At 37.9% G+C, this 19,379-nt stretch carries 20 protein-coding genes; 12 read left to right on the top strand and 8 right to left on the bottom strand.

The features are described from left to right. The first annotated feature begins 20 nt into the window (after positions 1-20). From QCQ61_RS04310 to QCQ61_RS04280, 7 genes are all read left to right on the top strand, one after another. Positions 21-668, top strand: coding sequence for a thymidine kinase (locus QCQ61_RS04310; RefSeq protein WP_279449501.1), 648 nt, complete (start codon positions 21-23; stop codon positions 666-668). Positions 669-699: 31 nt separating this feature from the next. Continuing rightward, a complete protein-coding gene (alr, locus tag QCQ61_RS04305) occupies positions 700-1,809 on the top strand; it encodes an alanine racemase (protein ID WP_279450227.1) in 1,110 nt (369 codons plus the stop codon). An 80-nt stretch (positions 1,810-1,889) separates the two neighbouring features. Beyond that, a complete protein-coding gene (mscL, locus tag QCQ61_RS04300) occupies positions 1,890-2,300 on the top strand; it encodes a large conductance mechanosensitive channel protein MscL (protein ID WP_279449500.1) in 411 nt (136 codons plus the stop codon). A 111-nt stretch (positions 2,301-2,411) separates the two neighbouring features. Further along, positions 2,412-2,993: an N-acetylmuramoyl-L-alanine amidase family protein gene (locus tag QCQ61_RS04295; protein WP_279449498.1), complete on the top strand. Its 582-nt coding sequence runs from the start codon at positions 2,412-2,414 to the stop codon at positions 2,991-2,993. Between the two features lie 125 nt (positions 2,994-3,118). After that, positions 3,119-4,108 (top strand): aspartate-semialdehyde dehydrogenase, encoded by a 990-nt coding sequence (locus tag QCQ61_RS04290; RefSeq protein WP_279449497.1) that lies wholly within the window; start codon positions 3,119-3,121, stop codon positions 4,106-4,108. Positions 4,109-4,225: 117 nt separating this feature from the next. Beyond that, entirely contained in the window at positions 4,226-4,606 is a 381-nt protein-coding gene (locus QCQ61_RS04285) for a DoxX family membrane protein (protein WP_279449496.1), read from the top strand. Positions 4,607-4,721: 115 nt separating this feature from the next. Next, on the top strand, positions 4,722-6,869 hold the full coding sequence (locus QCQ61_RS04280; protein ID WP_279449494.1) for a prolyl oligopeptidase family serine peptidase: 2,148 nt from the start codon (positions 4,722-4,724) through the stop codon (positions 6,867-6,869). A 51-nt stretch (positions 6,870-6,920) separates the two neighbouring features. Here the strand turns inward: QCQ61_RS04280 and QCQ61_RS04275 are convergent, their stop codons facing one another. The 5 genes from QCQ61_RS04275 to QCQ61_RS04255 all read right to left on the bottom strand — a co-directional run bounded on the left by QCQ61_RS04275 (position 6,921) and on the right by QCQ61_RS04255 (position 11,333). Beyond that, the gene (locus QCQ61_RS04275; protein ID WP_279449493.1) at positions 6,921-7,925 is read right to left on the bottom strand and encodes an NAD(P)H-dependent glycerol-3-phosphate dehydrogenase; all 1,005 of its coding nucleotides are present in this window, start codon (positions 7,923-7,925) and stop codon (positions 6,921-6,923) included. A 298-nt stretch (positions 7,926-8,223) separates the two neighbouring features. After that, positions 8,224-8,808, bottom strand: coding sequence for a nicotinate (nicotinamide) nucleotide adenylyltransferase (gene nadD, locus QCQ61_RS04270; RefSeq protein WP_279449491.1), 585 nt, complete (start codon positions 8,806-8,808; stop codon positions 8,224-8,226). Positions 8,809-8,862: 54 nt separating this feature from the next. After that, positions 8,863-9,438 carry a guanylate kinase gene (gene gmk, locus QCQ61_RS04265; RefSeq protein WP_279449489.1) on the bottom strand — a complete coding sequence of 192 codons (576 nt, stop codon included), beginning with the start codon at positions 9,436-9,438 and terminating at the stop codon, positions 8,863-8,865. After that, a complete protein-coding gene (locus QCQ61_RS04260; protein WP_279449488.1) occupies positions 9,439-10,296 on the bottom strand; it encodes a YicC/YloC family endoribonuclease in 858 nt (285 codons plus the stop codon). Positions 10,297-10,376: 80 nt separating this feature from the next. Further along, positions 10,377-11,333, bottom strand: a complete 957-nt coding sequence (locus QCQ61_RS04255; protein WP_279449486.1) for a YheT family hydrolase — start codon at positions 11,331-11,333, stop codon at positions 10,377-10,379. 83 nt (positions 11,334-11,416) lie between these two features. Here QCQ61_RS04255 and QCQ61_RS04250 point away from each other — a divergent pair, with 83 nt between their 5' ends. Next, positions 11,417-11,905, top strand: a complete 489-nt coding sequence (locus tag QCQ61_RS04250) for an acyl-CoA thioesterase (RefSeq protein ID WP_279449485.1) — start codon at positions 11,417-11,419, stop codon at positions 11,903-11,905. A gap of 37 nt (positions 11,906-11,942) precedes the next feature. Here QCQ61_RS04250 and QCQ61_RS04245 read toward each other — a convergent pair whose 3' ends face one another. Then, a complete protein-coding gene (locus QCQ61_RS04245) occupies positions 11,943-12,305 on the bottom strand; it encodes an arsenate reductase family protein (protein WP_279449483.1) in 363 nt (120 codons plus the stop codon). Between the two features lie 10 nt (positions 12,306-12,315). Next, a complete protein-coding gene (locus QCQ61_RS04240) occupies positions 12,316-13,074 on the bottom strand; it encodes a DUF3298 and DUF4163 domain-containing protein (protein ID WP_279449481.1) in 759 nt (252 codons plus the stop codon). A gap of 157 nt (positions 13,075-13,231) precedes the next feature. Here QCQ61_RS04240 and QCQ61_RS04235 point away from each other — a divergent pair, with 157 nt between their 5' ends. After that, positions 13,232-14,374, top strand: coding sequence for a cystathionine gamma-synthase (locus QCQ61_RS04235; protein WP_279449480.1), 1,143 nt, complete (start codon positions 13,232-13,234; stop codon positions 14,372-14,374). Between the two features lies 1 nt (position 14,375). Here QCQ61_RS04235 and QCQ61_RS04230 read toward each other — a convergent pair whose 3' ends face one another. Beyond that, a complete protein-coding gene (locus QCQ61_RS04230) occupies positions 14,376-15,176 on the bottom strand; it encodes a THC0290_0291 family protein (RefSeq protein ID WP_279449479.1) in 801 nt (266 codons plus the stop codon). Positions 15,177-15,430: 254 nt separating this feature from the next. On the opposite strand from QCQ61_RS04230, the gene gdhA reads away from it, so the two are divergent. The 3 genes from gdhA (at position 15,431) to QCQ61_RS04215 (ending at position 19,268) form a co-directional block, all read left to right on the top strand. Further along, a complete protein-coding gene (gdhA, locus tag QCQ61_RS04225) occupies positions 15,431-16,774 on the top strand; it encodes an NADP-specific glutamate dehydrogenase (protein ID WP_279449478.1) in 1,344 nt (447 codons plus the stop codon). A 267-nt stretch (positions 16,775-17,041) separates the two neighbouring features. After that, complete coding sequence (locus tag QCQ61_RS04220; protein ID WP_279449477.1) at positions 17,042-18,175, top strand: zinc-dependent metalloprotease; 1,134 nt, start codon at positions 17,042-17,044, stop codon at positions 18,173-18,175. Positions 18,176-18,185: 10 nt separating this feature from the next. Next, on the top strand, positions 18,186-19,268 hold the full coding sequence (locus QCQ61_RS04215) for a T9SS type A sorting domain-containing protein (protein ID WP_279449476.1): 1,083 nt from the start codon (positions 18,186-18,188) through the stop codon (positions 19,266-19,268). Positions 19,269-19,379: the final 111 nt, after the last annotated feature.

Raw genomic sequence — 19,379 nt, 5'->3', positions numbered from 1 at the left:
GTTTCGCGTAAAAATAAACTATGTTTCTTGAAAATACCGTAAATCAGAAAGAACAATTTGGTTGGATTGAAGTAATCTGCGGTTCCATGTTTTCAGGAAAGACCGAAGAACTTATCCGAAGGTTAAAACGTGCCCAATTTGCTCGACAAAAAGTTGAAATTTTTACTCCATCATTAGATACTCGTTACGCCGAAGATGCTGTAACTAGCCACGATAGCAATAAAATTAGATCTACGCCCGTTCCGGCAGCAGCTAATATTCCTATTTTGGCAGATAATTGCGATGTAGTAGGTATAGACGAGGCTCAATTTTTTGATGACGAAATAGTAAAAGTGTGCAACGACCTCGCCAACCGGGGCGTTCGGGTAATCGTAGCGGGGCTGGATATGGATTATAAAGGAAATCCGTTTGGCCCAATGCCCGCTTTAATGGCAACTGCCGAATATGTAACAAAAGTACACGCCGTCTGCACCCGAACGGGTAATCTTGCACACTATAGCTATAGAAAAGCAAAAAGTGAAGCGCTTGTTTTGCTGGGCGAAACCGAAGAATACGAACCCCTAAGCCGCGCTGCATATTACAAAGTACAGCTCAGAGATAAAGTAGTAAAATTAGACGTGAAGGATGCCGAAGAAATTAAAGATGAAAAAGCATCTCGCCAAGACTGACAGCCCGATAAAACGGGAAAACAAGCATAATATGCCCAAAGCCACAGAAACCTTATTAGAAATTGACTTAAATGCGCTCAATTCAAATTACAAATATATAACTTCAAAAATAGCTCCGAGCACGAAAATGCTTGCAGTAGTAAAAGCATACGCCTACGGTAACGATGCAGTTATTGTTGCAAAAGAACTTGAAACTTTGGGTGTATCTTATTTTGCTGTAGCCTATACTAATGAGGGCGAAACACTTAGAAATGCTTCAATAAAAACTCCAATTTTAGTGTTGCATCCGCTGCCAGTTAATTTTGAAACTATTGTAAATCGCTGTCTGGAACCGAGCATTTATTCTCGAAAAACCTTAAAAGAGTTTATTGAATTTGCAGAGAATCACAATCAATCTAACTATCCAATACATTTAAAATTTAATACGGGGTTAAATCGTTTGGGGTTTAACCACAATGATTTATTATGGATTGCAGAAACACTTTCCAACACAAAAAGCGTAAAAGTAAAATCTATTTTTTCGCATTTAGCTGCTAGCGAAGATTTAAAATTGAAGGAGTTTACCCAAGGTCAGATTAAAGATTTTAGAGAAATTTCGGAGGAATTAATCGCTAAACTTGGGTACAAGCCGTTGTTACACTGTGCAAATACATCTGGAATAATAAATTATCCCGAAGCGCATTTTAACATGGTGCGATCTGGAATTGGTCTTTACGGCTTTGGAAATGATCCCGAAGAAAACAAACATTTAAAACCTGTAGCCACCTTAAAAACGGTTATTTCGCAAATCCACGTGGTGCAAAAAAATCAAAGTGTTGGTTATAATCGCGGTTTTATTGCTGAAACAGTAACCAGATCTGCAACTCTTCCCATTGGTCACGCAGATGGTATTCCGCGCTCATATGGCAAAGGAAAAGGATGGGTAACTATTGCTGGAAAAAAGGCACCTATTCTTGGTAACGTTTGTATGGATATGATTATGGTAGATGTTACTAATATTACTTGTGAAGAAGGCGATGAGGCAATTATTTTTGGCCCCTCTGCCAGTGCTGAAGACTTAGCGGCTTCAATAAATACAATTTCTTATGAACTGATTACGGCCATATCGCAACGAGTAAAACGGGTAATTCGTAAAAATTAATACTTAAATGTATAAAGTATTAATTTTTTGAAAGCATTTTAAGTAAATTAGCACATATTAACCATTAAAACCATCAAAATATGTTAAAGGAATTTAGAGATTTTATTATGACGGGCAACGTCGTAGATCTTGCCGTAGCCGTAATTTTGGCAAGTGCCGTTGGACTCGTAGTTACCGGCTTTACAAATGATATGATTATGCCTATTGTAGGGCATTTTACTGGAGGCGTAGATTTTGCCGATCTTAAATACGTGCTAGATCCAGCAGTTATTGGACCAGACGGTGAAGTAGTAGAACCTGAAAATGCAGTAATGTGGGGTAAATGGGTTAACTCAATCATTAACTTGATTATCGTAGGATTTGTATTGTTTTTAATCGTTAAAGCCTACGCAAAAGTTCGAAAGAAAAAAGAAGCAGCTCCTGCACCAGATCCGGGACCATCTGAAAAAGATATCCTATTGGAAATTCGTGATGAGCTTAGAAAAAAATAAATTTCAATCACCGCTACATTACATATTCTAACCCTTAAACCCTCTTTCGTTCAATCGAGAGAGGGTTCTTTTTATATGTTTATCAACACTGTAATTTTTAAATAAGCGTTTATGAGAAATATTATAATATTAAGCATTTTGCTGTTTTCGACCTTCCTTTCTTCTGCAACGGAAAAAATAATAGTAATTGATGTCGGCCACGGCGGCAACGATGACGGGTATGCAATAGATGGCTTTAAAGAAAAGGATCTTGTTTTTGAAATCGCATTAAAAATCGTGGCTTTAAATACCGCTGAAGATGTAAAAATTATTTTAACTCGTGAAGGAGATTACCCGCTTTCCTTAAAAAGTCGAGCAGAATTTATAAATACATTAAATCCAGATTTTGTTATTTCACTTCACATTAACTCAAACGTAGATGTTGCTGCAAGTGGGTTCGATTTTTTTGTAAGTTCTGAAAACGCTTTCTCAGAGGCATCTAACAAACTTGCTGAACGTCTAAAAAATGCAATAGATCAAGAATTTGAAAGCAATGGAATTAGAAATTCAAATTTCTTTATTTTGAAAAATGTAAGCGCACCTATTACCCTTATTGAAATGGGTTATTTAAGTAACCCAAACGACTTTAAATTGTTGACTTCCGAAAAGGGACAGAATAAAATTGCGGGCGCTATTTATAACTTAATTAAATAGCCAAGCTGGCTTTTCAATCGCTAGAAAAACATTCAAGAGACAAAAGCTAATTTTACCACACTCAATTGGTGAACTTTGCAAAAATCTTTGCGACCTTTGTAGGTAATTATTCAAATTTAAGAAATATGAAATTAGCTTTGGTGGGTGCCACAGGAATGGTGGGCGAAGTAATGTTAAAAGTCTTGGCGGAACGCAATTTCCCTGTAGATGAGCTGCTCTTAGTAGCTTCGGAAAGGTCTGTGGGCAAACAAATTTCATTTAAAGGAAAAACGCTTACAGTAATTGGCCTTAATGAAGCCGTGGCTGCAAAACCCCATATTGCGCTTTTCTCGGCAGGCGGTAGCACATCGTTAGAATGGGCGCCAAAATTTGCCGCAGTAGGGACTACCGTTATAGACAATTCGTCGGCTTGGCGTATGGAGGCCGATAAAAAACTAATCGTACCCGAAATAAATGCCCACATATTAACGAAGGACGATAAAATTATTGCCAATCCAAATTGTTCAACAATTCAGTTGGTAATGGTTTTGGCACCACTTCATAAAAAATACAAGCTAAAGCGCGTGGTGGTCTCTACCTATCAATCAGTGTCTGGAACAGGTTTAAAGGCCGTTAAACAAATGGAGAATGAAATGGCCGGAATAAAGGGAGAAATGGCCTACCCCTATCCAATTCATAAAAATGCTTTACCACATTGCGATGTTTTTGAAGAAAATGGTTATACCAAAGAAGAAATGAAACTAGCGCGCGAGCCACAAAAAATTTTAAACGACCGTACCTTCTCTATTACGGCAACCGCTGTTAGAATTCCTACCGCAGGAGGCCACAGTGAATCTGTAAATGTTCAATTTGAAAATGATTTTGAATTAGGCGCTATACGTAAAATGTTACACGAAACTCCTGGTATTGTGCTTCAAGATAATACAGATACCAATACGTATCCTATGCCCATATATGCGCACGACAAAGATGATGTTTTTGTTGGAAGAATTCGAAGGGACGAAACCCAACCCAACACGCTAAATATGTGGATTGTTAGCGATAACCTAAGAAAAGGTGCTGCTACCAATGCAATTCAAATTGCAGAATATTTAATATACCACAAACTACTTTAGGCTTTTAAGAAAAATCGCGAAATATTTATTTATTTTTTGTTAAAAAATCATAATATTTACAAAGCGATGTTCTCTTTTTTTCAGTATCTTTAAGGATTAACCTTAAACGTAAAGCCTATGAATTCAACTTTTACTAAAATCCTAAGGATTATATTAGGCTTAGGATTACTTTTTTTTGGACTGAGCAAGTTGCTTCACTTTAAAATTATGCCAACGCATATTTATACAGGAGAGGCAGCAATCTTTATAGACTCGCTCAGCAACACTGGCTATATTCTATATGTAGTTGGAATTTTTGAAATATTTATCGGCGCACTTTTACTATTTAATAAATGGGTGCCATTTGCCCTGCTATTATTGGCGCCAATAACAGTAAATATTTTACTATTCCATATATTTTTAGATACTCCGGGTCTTATTGCGGCCTTGGTGATTGTAGTTTTAAATGTTATACTTATCTATAAACATTGGAAGGTTTATAGACCGTTATTTATATAGACCGTCCATTTAACAAAACAAAAGGCTTCTTTAACCGAAGCCTTTTGCTTTTTAGAATATTCGCAATAAGGTTAAAAGCAGTACCTTTGCATTTCTAAGAAAAAAAATAATTTTTATGAAGTACACAATCGTTACCGTAATCTTGGTGCTCGCTATTTTTTCTGGTGAAGCCCAAACTAAAAAAGAAATGTTTTCTGTGAAATATCCAAAGACAAAGAAGGAAAAAACCGTAGATACATATTTTGGCGAAACAGTAAAAGATCCATACCGGTGGTTAGAAGATGATCGGAGTAAAGAAACGGCCGCGTGGGTAAAAGCCCAAAATGAAGTAACTTTTGATTATTTAGAAAATATACCTTTCCGAGATAACTTAAAAAAGCGCCTTTCACATCTTTGGAATTATGAAAAAGTTGGACCTCCGTTTAAAGAAGGTAACTACACGTATTTTTATAAAAACGATGGGTTGCAAAATCAATACGTAATCTATCGCTACAAAACGGGAGAAGATCCCAGTACGGCCGAAGTTTTCTTAGACCCGAATACTTTTAAGGAAGACGGAACAATCTCATTGGGAGAAACCAGTTTTTCTAAAGATGGCAGCAAGTTGGCTTATAGTATTTCTGAAGGTGGAAGCGACTGGAGAAAAGTGCTTGTAATGAATACCGAAACTAGAAAATTAGTTGGCGATACTTTAAAAGATATTAAATTTAGCGGCCTCTCCTGGAAGGGCGAAGACGGTTTTTATTACTCCAGTTACGACAAGCCTAAAGGCAGTGAACTTTCGGCAAAAACCGATCAACACAAAGTGTACTATCATAAAATGGGTACACCGCAAAGCGAAGACAAAATAATTTTTGGTGCTACTCCTGAACAAAAACACCGCTATATTAACGCAAGCGTAACCGAAGATAACAATTACTTACTTATTAGAGCCAGTACATCTACTTCGGGAAATAAACTTTTTATAAAAGATCTTTCCAAGCCTAATTCTGAATTTGTTACTATAATAAACAATACAGATACAGATACCTATATTCTTGAAAATGTAGGCTCCAAACTCTACATTGTTACCAATATGAATGCGCCAAACAAAAAGATTGTTACGGTAGATGCAAAAAATCCAACTCCCGAAAATTGGAAGGACTTTCTTCCAGAAACCGAAAATGTGCTTTCTCCGAGCACTGGGGGAGGCAATATTTTTGCTAATTATATGGTAGACGCAGTATCAAAAGTTTTGCAGTATGATTACGATGGAAACTTAATTCGAGAAGTAAAACTTCCCGGTGTAGGTTCTGCTGGCGGATTTGGAACTAAAAAGAAAGAAAAAGAGTTGTATTATTCTTTTACCAATTATGTAACACCCGGTAGCATTTATAAATATGATATTGCCAGTGGTAATTCTGAATTATTCATTAAACCAGATATAGATTTTAATCCAGAAAATTTTGAAAGCCAACAAGTTTTCTATACATCAAAAGATGGAACAAAAGTGCCTATGATTATCACCCATAAAAAAGGCCTAGAATTGGATGGAAAAAATCCAACCATTCTTTATGGTTACGGTGGGTTTAATATTAGCTTAACACCAAGTTTTAGTATCGCCAATGCAGTTTGGATGGAACAGGGCGGAATTTACGCAGTGCCAAACCTTCGTGGGGGTGGCGAGTACGGAAAAAAATGGCACGACGCAGGTACGCAAATGAAAAAACAAAATGTGTTTGATGATTTTATTGCTGCAGCCGAATATTTAATCGAAAACAACTATACTTCTAGCAACTATCTCGCAATTCGCGGTGGCTCTAATGGAGGGTTATTAGTGGGCGCTACTATGACGCAAAGACCAAATTTAATGAAAGTAGCCTTGCCAGCGGTTGGGGTGTTAGATATGCTTCGCTATCATACTTTTACTGCTGGCGCTGGATGGGCCTATGACTATGGAACTGCCGAAGACAGCAAAGAAATGTTTCAATATTTAAAGGGTTATTCACCGGTACATAATGTAAAGAAAGGCGTTCAATATCCCGCAACCTTAATTACTACCGGCGATCATGACGATAGAGTGGTACCAGCACACAGTTTTAAATTTGCCGCAGAGCTTCAAGCAAAACAAGCTGGAAGCAATCCGGTTTTAATACGTATTGAAACCGATGCCGGCCACGGCGCCGGTACGCCAGTAAGCAAAACTATTGAGCAATATGCAGATATTTTCGGCTTTACTCTTTTTAATATGGGATTTGAAAAATTACCAACACAACTAAAATAAAATATAGAAAAACGGCTGTCTTAAAAGTGTAATTTAGGACAGCCGTTTTTTTTAGTTTAGCTTTTCGGTTAGTTTTTTAAATGTTTTCTTGGGATCCTTATTTTCGTATAGAATACCGTAAACTGTATTTATTATTGGTGTTTTTGCCTTTTTCTTTCCTTTTTGTTGGTTTAGGTTGTAAGCGCTTTTAGTGGCGTAAAAACCCTCGGCAATCATGCTCATTTCCAATTGCGCACTTTTTACAGTATAGCCTTTTCCAATCATGGTTCCGAAGAGCCTATTTCTACTAAAAATAGAATAGCCAGTTACTAACAAATCGCCTAAATAGGCCGAATCATTAATATCGCGTTTCATTTTATGTACCTTTTTTACGTACTTTTTCATTTCGCGAATGGCGTTGCTCATCAATACACTTTGAAAGTTATCTCCATAGCCCAAACCGTGGGCTATTCCTGCGGCTACTGCGTAAATGTTTTTAAGCATTGCGGCATATTCAATTCCCAGCACATCGTCGCTCGTGGTGCACTTAATATATTCGCTGCTTAACACGTTTGCAATCATTTTGGCCTTTTCATCATCGGCGCTGGCAATTGTAAGATAGGAAAGTCTTTCTAAAGCTACTTCTTCTGCGTGACAGGGCCCAGAAATAACCCCTATATTGTTGAACGGCACTTTATAATGCGTGTTAAAATGATCGCCAACTATCAAGCTTGTTTCGGGGACAATTCCTTTAATGGCTGAAAAAACTATTTTGTCTTCTAAAGAAACGGTTAGTTTTTCTAATTCTTTGTGAAGAAAGGCCGAAGGTACCACAAAAATAAGGACGTCTGCCCAGTTAACAGTTTGGTTAATGTTGTTACTAAGATTTAATTGTTTTAAATTAAACTCTACCGAACTTAAATAATTTGGATTGTGACCGTGTTTTTTTAGATGCTCCAAAGCGTAATTATTACGCATATACCAACCTACTTCGTCTAAATTTTCACAAAGCATTTTTACAATAGCTGTCGCCCAACTTCCTCCACCAAAAACCGCGTATTTTAATTTTTCTGACATGAATGTAATTTAAAATTTATTCTACACATACTCTTTCCATTTATTAAAAGTTTAATGCCTAGATTATAAATCTTCGGTTATCTACTAACGATACAAGTATATTTCAAAAGTACACAATTCCTACTTAAACATTTAACAGTAGCTTAAGATTAGCCGTACAATGTTTAAGTAATAGGGGGCGTTATTGGCATTGATTATTGAGATGGTTTATCCATCAATACGAGAGTAGTTTCAATGATTTTGGTTGGTTATTTAGTTGAGGCCGCTCCCCAAATAATATTTTGGAGGGGCGGTTTTTTTATTTATAAAAATTCATCTCGTCCAAATACTTCCAAACTTCAGCCGAAAGCATGGGTTGAATGTTTTTTCCAGATTGTATGCCGTTGCGGATAAAGGTTGAGGAAAGCTCAATAATTGGGGCATCTATTTTTATGATTTTTTCGTGATTTTCAAACTGTGTTTTTACAGTTCCTTCAGAAATTCTGGGGTAAATATATATTGAATAGCGTTCTAAAATAATTTCGTAATTTTTCCATTTGTGAAGGCTTTTCAGATTGTCTTCACCCATAATCAAACAAAAGTTACTATCAGGAAATTTTTCTTCCAAATATGCCAAGGTATTTACTGTGTAATTAGGCTGCGGCAAATCAAATTCTACATTGCTTGCTTTCAATTTTGGATAATTTTCAACTGCAATCCGAACCATTGCCAAGCGGTGATGGTCCTCTAAAAGGTTTTTCTTTTTTTTATGCGGATTGTGCGGCGTAACCACGAACCAAACCTCATCCAAATCACTAAACTCCACCAGATGGTTGGCAATAATTAAATGCCCAATGTGTATTGGGTTAAAGGTGCCAAAATAGAGTCCTATTTTTTTTGCCATTTGTAATTTTTTCAGTGGTGTTCCACTGTTGTTGAGGCGCAATGCGTTGCGTCTCTATCGTGCCTTTATAAAATTTTTCACCAAATCGTGCGCTTCGTTTAAAGCGGTTTCCAAATCGTGATTTTTTATAATATGATCAAATTGTGGTGCTGTAGCCAATTCTACCGATGCTTTTGCTATGCGCATGTTAATGCGTTCGTCGCTTTCGGTTTTACGTTTTTTCAGTCTGATTTTAAGCTCATCAATACTTGGAGGTTTTACAAAAACAGCCAAGGTTTTTTCGGGGTATTTCTTTTTAATCCGAAGTCCGCCAACCACATCAATATCGAAAATAACATTTTTTCCGTGGCTCCAAATACGTTCTACTTCACTTTTTAATGTACCGTAAAAGTTATCGCGATATACTTCTTCCCACTCTAAAAAATCATCATTTTTTATGTGTTGTTTAAAATCTTTAAGTGATATAAAATAGTAGTTTTCGCCGTGCTTTTCATCTCCCCGTGGGTCGCGACTGGTACAGGAGACCGAAAATTCTAAATTGAGATCTTTTTGTTTTAGTAAGTGTTGTACGATGGTGGTTTTTCCGCTGCCGGAAGGTGCCGAAAAAACAAACAATTTTCCTCCTTTCATTTATAAAACGTTTAAGGCTTGTTCCTTTATTTTTTCCAGCTCGTCCTTCATTTGTACAACTATTTGCTGCATCGGGGCATAATTTGCCTTGCTGCCAATGGTGTTGATTTCACGCCCTATTTCTTGCGTAATAAAGCCCAGTTTTTTGCCGTTGCTATCTTTAGATTTTAACGATTCTTCAAAATACTCCAAATGGTTTTTAAGCCGAACCTTTTCTTCCGTTATATCGTATTTTTCGAGGTAATAGATTAGCTCTTGCTCAAACCGATTTTCATCTACTTTTTCTTTAATATCTGCAACTGCTTTTCGGAGTCTCTCTTTAACAGCATCTACGCGTTCGGGGTCAATAGCTATAACATCGTCCAATAATTTTGAAATGGTTTTTGAACGATCCAAAAAGTCGTTTTCGAGCACCGAACCTTCATCATTCCTATATTTGTTAATAGCTTCCAGCGCTTGCTCAATTCCTTTTAAAATAGCTTTGTATTCCTTTTCATCAATCTCCTCGCGCTCGGTTTTTAATGCATCGGGCATGCGAACCGCCATTTTTAAAAGTTCCACAGGATCGCCATTTACCACATTTGCTAACTGTTTTATATATTGTTTTACAACACTTTCGTTAAGTTGTGTGGTAACTTCTTCGCCTGTAACTTCAATATAAAGTGAAAAATCTATCTTTCCGCGTTGTAACGATTTTGCAAGCACATCGCGAATTTCTAGTTCTTTTTCGCGATAGGCCGAAGGCACGCGCGTGTTGAGGTCCAGACCTTTGCTGTTTAGCGATTTAATTTCAATGGTAATGGTTTTGGAAGGCAACTGAACAACTTCTTTGCCGTAGCCCGTCATGGATTGGATCATATTCCTAATTTATTGAAGCGCAAAGGTAATAAAATTAGGTGGTAGGTTGTGATTTTGAATGCAGTGTGTTTTATATTGAATTACTCATTTAAAAATTGCACGGTGCGTGCTTCACTGAAATACAATTTATTGGTTTGGTAAAAACCTACGTGCCCCCCGTATTTTGAAATTTCTAAATGCAGATTTTTCATCGTGGCAGCTAATTTAACCGGATAGCAATTAGGTGAAAGAAAACTATCGTTTTCGGCGTTTAAAATGTAAACCGGAATTTTAATATTGGGAAGAAATTGCAAACTGCTGTTTTTTTCGTAATAATCAAAAGCATCTTTAAAACCGTGGGCTGGAGCGGTGTAAATATGATCGAATTGTAAAAGTGAAGTGATTTTTTTATATTCCGAAATCGTCATTTTTTGAGGAAAATCCTTCATTTTTGCTTTGTACTTTTTTCGAAGATTTATTAAAAATGAACTTCTATAAATATAATTTGAAAAGGCATTTAAGGCTTCCAAAGAGCCTTTTAAATTTAGTGGAGTAGAAATGGCCACCGCTTTTTTTATTTGATTTGGAAATGTTTCGCGCTCTCCCAAATATTTTAAAAGCAAATTTCCACCAAGGCTAAAACCCACTAATGCTATTTCGGAATATTTGTTTTTCTCTAAAATTAAATCGATAACTGCTTCCAGATCGTCTGTTTTTCCTGCATTGTATGATTGATACGAAAGGTTAGTCTCGCCGCTGCAACCTCTAAAATTAACGGCGGCAGTGTCCCAACCATTTTGGTTTAAAATTTTTGCTTGAGCTTTTATATAAACCCGCTGTGCATTTCCTTCCAGTCCGTGTAGTAAGATTGCTACTTTTGGGGAGAATGTGGAGGTAAAGGACCAGTCTATGTCTAAAAAATCGTCGTCTGGCAATAGTAAGCGTTCGCGTTGCTGATGCAAGCTTGGCGAAGGTCTAAGTTTTGCAGAATATACAGTAGAAAAATGGCCGTTTTTAAATGGAAAGGGTGGGTTGTATTTGCTTTTAATGAGTGGCATTTTACGGATAACTTTAACAGAAACTAAACATATTTACTATGCTTGCATAACAAAAGTAGCTTAAATTTGTAAAAAATTAGTTTATGTATACAAAACAATTTGAAATACGCTGGAGCGATATAGATGCAAACCGCCATTTGCGCAACAGTGCCTATATAGATTATATGAGCCACACCCGAATGTCATTTTTACTGGAATGTGGTATGAATCAAAAAGGTCTGGCTTCGCATAATTTAGGGCCGGTGGCATTTTATGAACATATGTATTATTTCCGTGAATTTTTTCCGGGGAAACCAGTGTTCGTTTCACTACAGTTAAAAGGATTATCGGATGATGGTATGTACTTTGAATTTCTTCATAACTTCTACGACGAAAATGGCAAAAATTGCGCCCGTTGCGAAATGATGGGCGGTTGGATTGATTTAATGGACAGAAAACTTGTGGGGCTGCCAAAAGTGTTTTTCGATCAATTTAGTGCTTTGGAAAAAACAGACGATTTTCGAATTTTAACTAAAGAGAATACCCGTAAATACAGCGAACGCCCGCGAGATATTGCTCCCATAGTTCAATAACCTAATTGGTTTGCGGTGCGGCGAACTTGGCACCAAATTATTTAGATTTAGGATGAATGGATTTTTTGGCGGCGGCAACCGTTTTGGCGCTGCTGCCAATAAAAATTTCGTCATTATTTACAATTACCGGACGTTTTAAAAAGGTATAGTGTTCTAAAATAAGTTGTTTGTAGTCTTCTTCAAGTAAGTTTTCATCTTTTAATTTCCGTTCTTGAAAAAGTTTGGCTCTTCGGCTAAAAAGATTTTCAAAGCTATCTGTAAGATTAAAAAGCTCGTCTAATTCTTCTTCTGTAATACCTTGCGTTTTTATGTCCTGCTTTATAAATGATGAAGGTATTTCTACTTCGTTCATTACGCGTTTGCAGGTATCGCAGGTGGATAAATAATATACTTTTTGCATGATGTTAAATTTAATCTGTACTTAAAAATGGCTCGGCATCCTTTATAGCTATTTTTAGTTCTATCGGACCATCGGCGTAGCTTGCTATATCGTATTGATTGTAAATAAAAATAAGGCTATCGCGTGTAAAACCAACACTTTCGGGGAGATAAAATGTTTCATTTTCAAACCAAAACTTGGTGTCGTTAATTCCTTGATCTGCTGAAATTTCCTGTTGCTGTCTAAACTTTTTTTCAGCAAATGCAGTAAATTCATTTTTATTAGTAAAGAGTGCTTCTGTGCTAAGTTCGTCGCCTGTTTGCGGATTAATGTTCAAAAAGGTGGTGGTGCCGTATCCGTGCGCACCGCCCGTGTACAAATATTGGCGCATTTCAAAGCACAAATGGTCTGCGCTCGTGTATATTTCGTTTACTGAAATTTCGGCAAAATATTCGCCCGCCATATCTGGAAATGCGTTTTTATCTGCAATATATGCTTCAATAAAACCAGTTGCGGCTTCTTCTATAGTCTTTGCTGTTGGTTCGGTATCCTCTCCTAAGATCAGGGAGCTTAAAATAAAGTTCTTTATCTTTCTATTTATTTTTTCTGAAACCTCTGTATCGCCAAATACTTCTACATAATTAATAGTTACTTCGGGGCACCTGGTATTTTCGCAAATTGTAAGCTCTTTTTCAGTAAAACTTTCCGAAGAAATTTCAATATTTTTTTCTTCGTTGCAACCCATGGCAACAAGCGCAATAAAAATAGCGACCGCAATTTTGTAATACATATGTAAATGAAATAGATGGTTAGCTTTCACAAATGAAACTCTTACATTTGAATTTCAAAAGTAATAACTTTAAAATCAGCTATTGTGAAAGTTATATTAAATGATAAAATATAGTTTGCCAATACTGATTATCACTTATAAATTACTGTTTTAAAAAATGAAATTCAACACAAAAATTATACACGGCGGGCAGCAAAATATAGATCCGGCATACGGTGCGGTCATGCCGCCAATTTACCAAACCTCAACATATTCGCAAACTACTCCAGGGGGTCACAAAGGATTTGAATACTCGCGAAGCAACAATCCAACACGGGCAGCCTTGGAACGCGCTTTTGCCAGTATTGAAAATGGGGCATTTGGTCTCGCTTTTGGTAGTGGGCTCGCCGCAATAGATGCTGTAATAAAACTTCTAAAACCCGGTGATGAGGTTATTTCTACCAACGATCTTTACGGTGGAACGTATAGATTGTTTACAAAGATTTTTGAAGGTTTTGGCATTAAATTTCATTTCGTGGGAATGGAAAATGCCGCAAAAATTGAGCAATACATAAACGATAAAACAAAACTGATTTGGGTAGAAACACCAACAAACCCAATGATGAATATTATAGATATAAAAAAGGCTGCTTTAATTGCAAAAAACCACAACGTGCTACTGGCGGTCGATAATACTTTTGCCACACCCTACTTACAACAACCTTTAGATTTGGGTGCCGATATTGTGATGCACAGTGCTACAAAATATCTCGGCGGGCATAGCGATGTGGTAATGGGCGCACTTGTAGTAAAGGACAGTGAACTCGCAAACAGGCTTTATTTTATACAAAATGCGAGCGGGGCAATTTGCGGGCCGCAAGATAGTTTTTTGGTTTTACGCGGGTTAAAAACGCTTCACCTACGTATGCAACGCCATTGCGAGAATGGCAAAGCCGTAGCCGAATATTTAAATAAGCACCCAAAGATTGAAAAGGTTTATTGGCCCGGTTTTGAAAGTCATCCAAATCATAAAATAGCAAAGGACCAGATGAAAGGTTTTGGCGGGATGATTTCATTTGTAACAAAGGGAAATAACTACAACGGAGCTATTAAAATAGTGGAGAAATTAAAGATATTTACTTTGGCAGAAAGTCTTGGCGGAGTGGAAAGCCTTGCCGGACATCCTGCTAGTATGACGCACGCCAGTATCCCTAAAAAGGAACGTGAGAAAATTGGGGTAGTAGATGCGTTAATCCGTCTTTCGGTGGGTGTTGAAGATGTAGAAGATTTAATTGCCGATTTAAAACAGGCAATCGGGTAGCCTAATTTATATAGTAAATATAGCCAAGATTTAACCAATAAATCCACTCGTTGGCTTTGTTTTCGGGCACTGGAGTGGTACCGTTATTTGCGAGCGTTGGGTTTAGACCATCTACCCAATCTGAAAAGTAAAAATGCCAGCGGCTGTCCAACATTAAATCGCTTAGTGGCGATAACTTATAGCGTATACCCACACTTCCAACTACTGCCCAAGTAGTGGCCGGATCTTGCTGAAAACCGTTAAAATATTTATCTGGCGTAGTGGCTGGGCTATTTAATTGGCCTAACGTAGAAGAAACCTCAGGATCAAAACTTACCCAATGTGCTCCCAAACTTATAAAAGGTGCAATTTTATATTGGCCCGCGGCAAAATCGCGAATGCTAAGCGGAAAATATTCAAGTTGGGAACCTACTTCAAAAACTGTTGCCTTGCCACCCATAGCTCTAAGCTGATCTGCAACTAAAGAGGTACGGTCTGGCGCAACCCATTTGCCGTAATGATTTAAATTTGTTTGGTGGTAATCTATTTCCGTGCGTATTTTAAAGTGGTCGTTAAAATAAACCGCTCTTGTATAACAGTTACAATCTGCGCTATATGAAAAATTAATATAATGTATTAAGCCTATGCCAAAACCAACGTTTCCGGCATTTGTTTCAAAATTATAGCGCTCTCCAAAATCTGAATAAAAAACCACAGGGCCGGTAATAAGACCCACCTCATGCGAAAACCCAGCTTGACTAAAACTACTTTGCTTGCCTACAAGTAAGAAGAAAAATACCAATAAAAAGAATTTGGTATTCATTGAGTGATTTATTTAGATTGAAAAAGAACAAATATATAAAAACATATTCACCATTGAAGTTTTAAAAAGCGATTTGGCTATTTTGTAAAAAATTGAGTTCCAGTTTTTATCATAACACTTATATTTGTGCAATCCTTGTACAGCTGTACATTCCAAATTGTTTTTAAAAATTGTTTTTTGAAAGCTAATTCGCTAAAAGATTAAACTATCGCTCGGCAAGGATTTTCGCTAAAAATAAAACAAAATTGTAACCAATGAAGCAAAGCATTATTGATTTCATTTCTGAAGTCGAAAAAAACAATCCTCATGAGCCTGAATTCCTACAGGCGGTAACAGAAGTTGCCGAAACAGTAATCCCTTTTATTGAAGAAAACGAAAAATACGCTAACAAAATGTTGTTAGAGCGCATGGTTGAACCAGAGCGCACAATTGTTTTTCGCGTACCTTGGACAGACGATAATAATAAAATTCACGTAAATAAAGGGTTTCGAGTAGAGTTTAATTCGGCCATTGGCCCGTATAAGGGTGGGCTCCGATTTCATCCTTCTGTAAACTTGAGTATTCTTAAATTTTTAGGGTTCGAACAAACCTTTAAAAACAGTCTTACTACCCTTCCGCTCGGCGGCGGAAAAGGAGGTTCAAACTTTGACCCAAAGGGAAAAAGCAACACCGAAATTATGCGTTTCTGCCAAAGTTTTATGACCGAACTATGTAGGCATATAGGACCAGATACCGATGTACCTGCTGGAGATATTGGTGTTGGTAGTCGCGAAATTGGCTATATGTACGGCCAGTACAAACGCATTCGCAATGAGTTTACGGGAGTGCTTACAGGAAAAGGACTTTCGTACGGAGGCTCGCTTATTCGTCCAGAAGCTACGGGTTACGGCAATGTGTATTTCGCAAAAGATATGCTGGAAACTCGAGGCGAAAGCTTTAACGGAAAAACAGTTGTTATATCTGGCGCCGGAAATGTGGCGCAATACGCTGCCGAAAAAGTAATTCAGTTTGGAGGGAAAGTGGTAACATTTTCAGATTCTGGCGGATATATTTACGATTCTGAAGGAATAGACGAAGAAAAGCTGGCCTTTGTAATGGATTTAAAAAATGAAAAGCGAGGACGTATTTCAGAATATACCGAAAAATATAGCGGAGCAGAATATATAGCGGGAAAACGCCCATGGGAAGTGAAATGTGATATCGCACTGCCTTGCGCAACCCAAAACGAATTGAACGGCGATGAAGCCAAAATGCTCCTCGATAACGGTTGTTTCTGTATAAGCGAAGGCGCTAATATGCCGTGTACCCCAGAGGCGGTTGAAGCATTCCAAAAGGCGAAGATTCTGTTTTCACCTGGTAAAGCTTCAAATGCAGGAGGTGTTGCAACTTCAGGTTTGGAAATGTCGCAAAACTCATTGCGTTTAAGCTGGACAGCAGAGAAGGTTGACGAAAAACTGCACGGTATTATGAATGACATTCACGCCGCTTGCGTTCAATACGGAAAAGATGGCGATGGATATGTAGATTATGTAAAAGGGGCAAACGTAGCAGGTTTCGTAAAAGTAGCTGACGCAATGCTTGCGCAAGGAGTGGTGTAATAACTTCAAATTCAAAATTAAAGTAGAAGCCTTTCCCAATGAAATAATTCGGAAAGGCTTTTAATTTTAGCCTATCTGTTTATGAAAGCAGAAACCCTAAAATTATCTGGCAATTAATAGATTAGACAGTATATTTTTTGGTTTGTTTTTTGACAAAACAAACTTTTAACCTATCTTTAAGAAGTGTAATTTTTAAAACTGACCAAATCATGAAAAAATTTACTTTTTACTTTTTACTTTTTACTTCTAGCTTCTTTGATCTTTGTGATGAGCAATAAGGCCCACGCACAGATCCATTGCGAAATTGACACCATAGCCGCTGCCAACACCGAAGTATTGATGGCGCCCTACAGAAGCCAAAATTATTCAAATTACTCTTTTTGTGTTCGGATATATGTACATGTAATACGAAAGTCCAACCATTCGGGCGGGCAATCTCCTGCCGATGTAAGTTTAGCACTGAGTTATTTGGACACTGCTTTTAACCCCCATAACATATATTTTGTTTGGGATCACCAGATTGATTATATTGATGATGATTCAGAATTTTATAGCCCAGGCGCCAGCGTATTCGATATTAATAATCATACCGATGGTGTAGATATTTATATGTATGATGATTCTGTTGGATTTTTAGGTTGGGACGGTTATGGTACATCACAACGAGATAAAACTGCATTTTTGGTTTCGGGATTTATGGAAGACCCGGTAACCCTTCAAACCTATCCATTGGTAAAATCGCACATCCTTTCCCACGAAATGGGCCACATTCTTACTCTGTGGCACGCCCATCACGGAACGGGCGAGAATACCGATGATGATGAATTTGAATGCCCCGAATATGCGGACGGTTCCAACTCAGCGACCTGTGGCGATTATCTAACGGATACCCCAGCCGATCCAGATATGGATTATTATGTTGATTTTGCCACCTGCCAATGGTTGGACAGCGGATTTGATGGTAATGGGGATCCCAATGACCCCAATGATCCTGGTGACCCTTATGATCCTGATGAATATAATATTATGGGGCACTCGGTTATCTCGTGTATTTCTTATCTAACACCAAAACAGGGCAGCAGAATGCGGGTGGCCTTAACAAATCTTCCCGTATTAAATGCCGTTTCAAATTACACTATTTCCGGGTATCCATGTGCAACTGCAGGCCTCACCTATTATCCAAACGCTATGGATGGGGAACTTAATCTCGACCTTAGGGAAAAACCAGCCAATACATATCCATATCAAATATTCGACGCGTATGGGGTAATGGTACTATCGGGTGAAAGCCAAAATGTGTTAAAGACCATTGACACCTCAGGTCTTGACGACGGTATATACTTCCTTCATTTTTACGACAATGGGCAGTTGACCACCAAACAATTGATTGTAGAACATTAAGAACATTGATATGAAAAAGATATTGATTCTTGCTGCTTTTGTACATACCATTTTCTGTACTGGACAGTACACCGCTATACCCGATGCTAACTTTGAAAACTATCTTGAGCAGAATGGCATGGGCGATGGCGTGCCCAATAATGGTTTGGTGCTTACAGCAAATATTGAGAACGTAACGGAGTTAGTAGTATTCTCGAAAGGCATACAGAATCTTGCTGGAATTGAGGATTTTGCCGCAGTGGAGCTTATAAATTGTGCCAATAACAACCTTCCAATACTAGATGTCTCACAGAATATGAATTTATGGGGGCTAAATTGCGCATCCAGCAATATTACAGAACTACTCCTGCCGCCAACTACCACCCTTGAGATAATATATTGTCCTGAAAATTTTTTGACTGCGCTCGATATTAGCCAAAACCCCGGTTTGGAACAATTGTATTGTGATATTAACGGTATAGGGAGCTTGGACCTTACAAACAATCCGGTCATTGATTTAGTTATAGCCACATATAATAATATATCAGGAGTTTTGGATACCTCCCAAAATCCATTGCTCACGTCAATTTCCGTGAGTCATAATAACATATCGAATATTGATTTAACCCAAAACCTAATACTTTTGGGCTTTGACGCAACTAATAACCCACTCGAAAGCCTCGATGTAAGAAACGGCAATAACGAGAATATTGCAACCTTTAATGTTTACGAAACTTCTGACTATCTAGACTGCATCCTCGTGGACGATGCCAGCGCCACCTATCTGGACGATTGGCTAAAAGACCCGGGGACAACCTTTGTAAACAACCAAGCAGAGTGCGATGCGCTGGGCGTGGCAGCGGCAACACTCCAAGATTTTACCATGTACCCCAACCCGACAACCGGCACCGTTGCCATAAACCTCCCCAACCAAGGGTTTGTTGGCTTGGCGGTTACGGTTTCCAACAACTTGGGGCAGGTTTTGGAAAGCAAAGAGCCGTTGGAAAACACAACGGTCATAAAACTGGATGTTTCGGGCTATGCGGCAGGCATCTATTTTGTAACCCTAAAAACCCTAAATGAAACCATTACTAAGAAATTGGTGGTGCGCTAAGAGTTGAAATATCGAAAACCAACAGAGGAAGCTATATTAGCTTCCTCTGTTGGTTTTTATAATATGGAAAGGCTTTTTCATTCCCATCTCGCAATAAATAGTATTTTAGCG

Origin of the sequence: Aequorivita marisscotiae, from assembly GCF_029814825.1 — a bacterium.
Taxonomy (GTDB): domain Bacteria; phylum Bacteroidota; class Bacteroidia; order Flavobacteriales; family Flavobacteriaceae; genus Aequorivita; species Aequorivita marisscotiae.
Note: the sequence above shows the minus strand (reverse complement) of the source record. Positions and strands in the feature narration are given on the sequence as shown.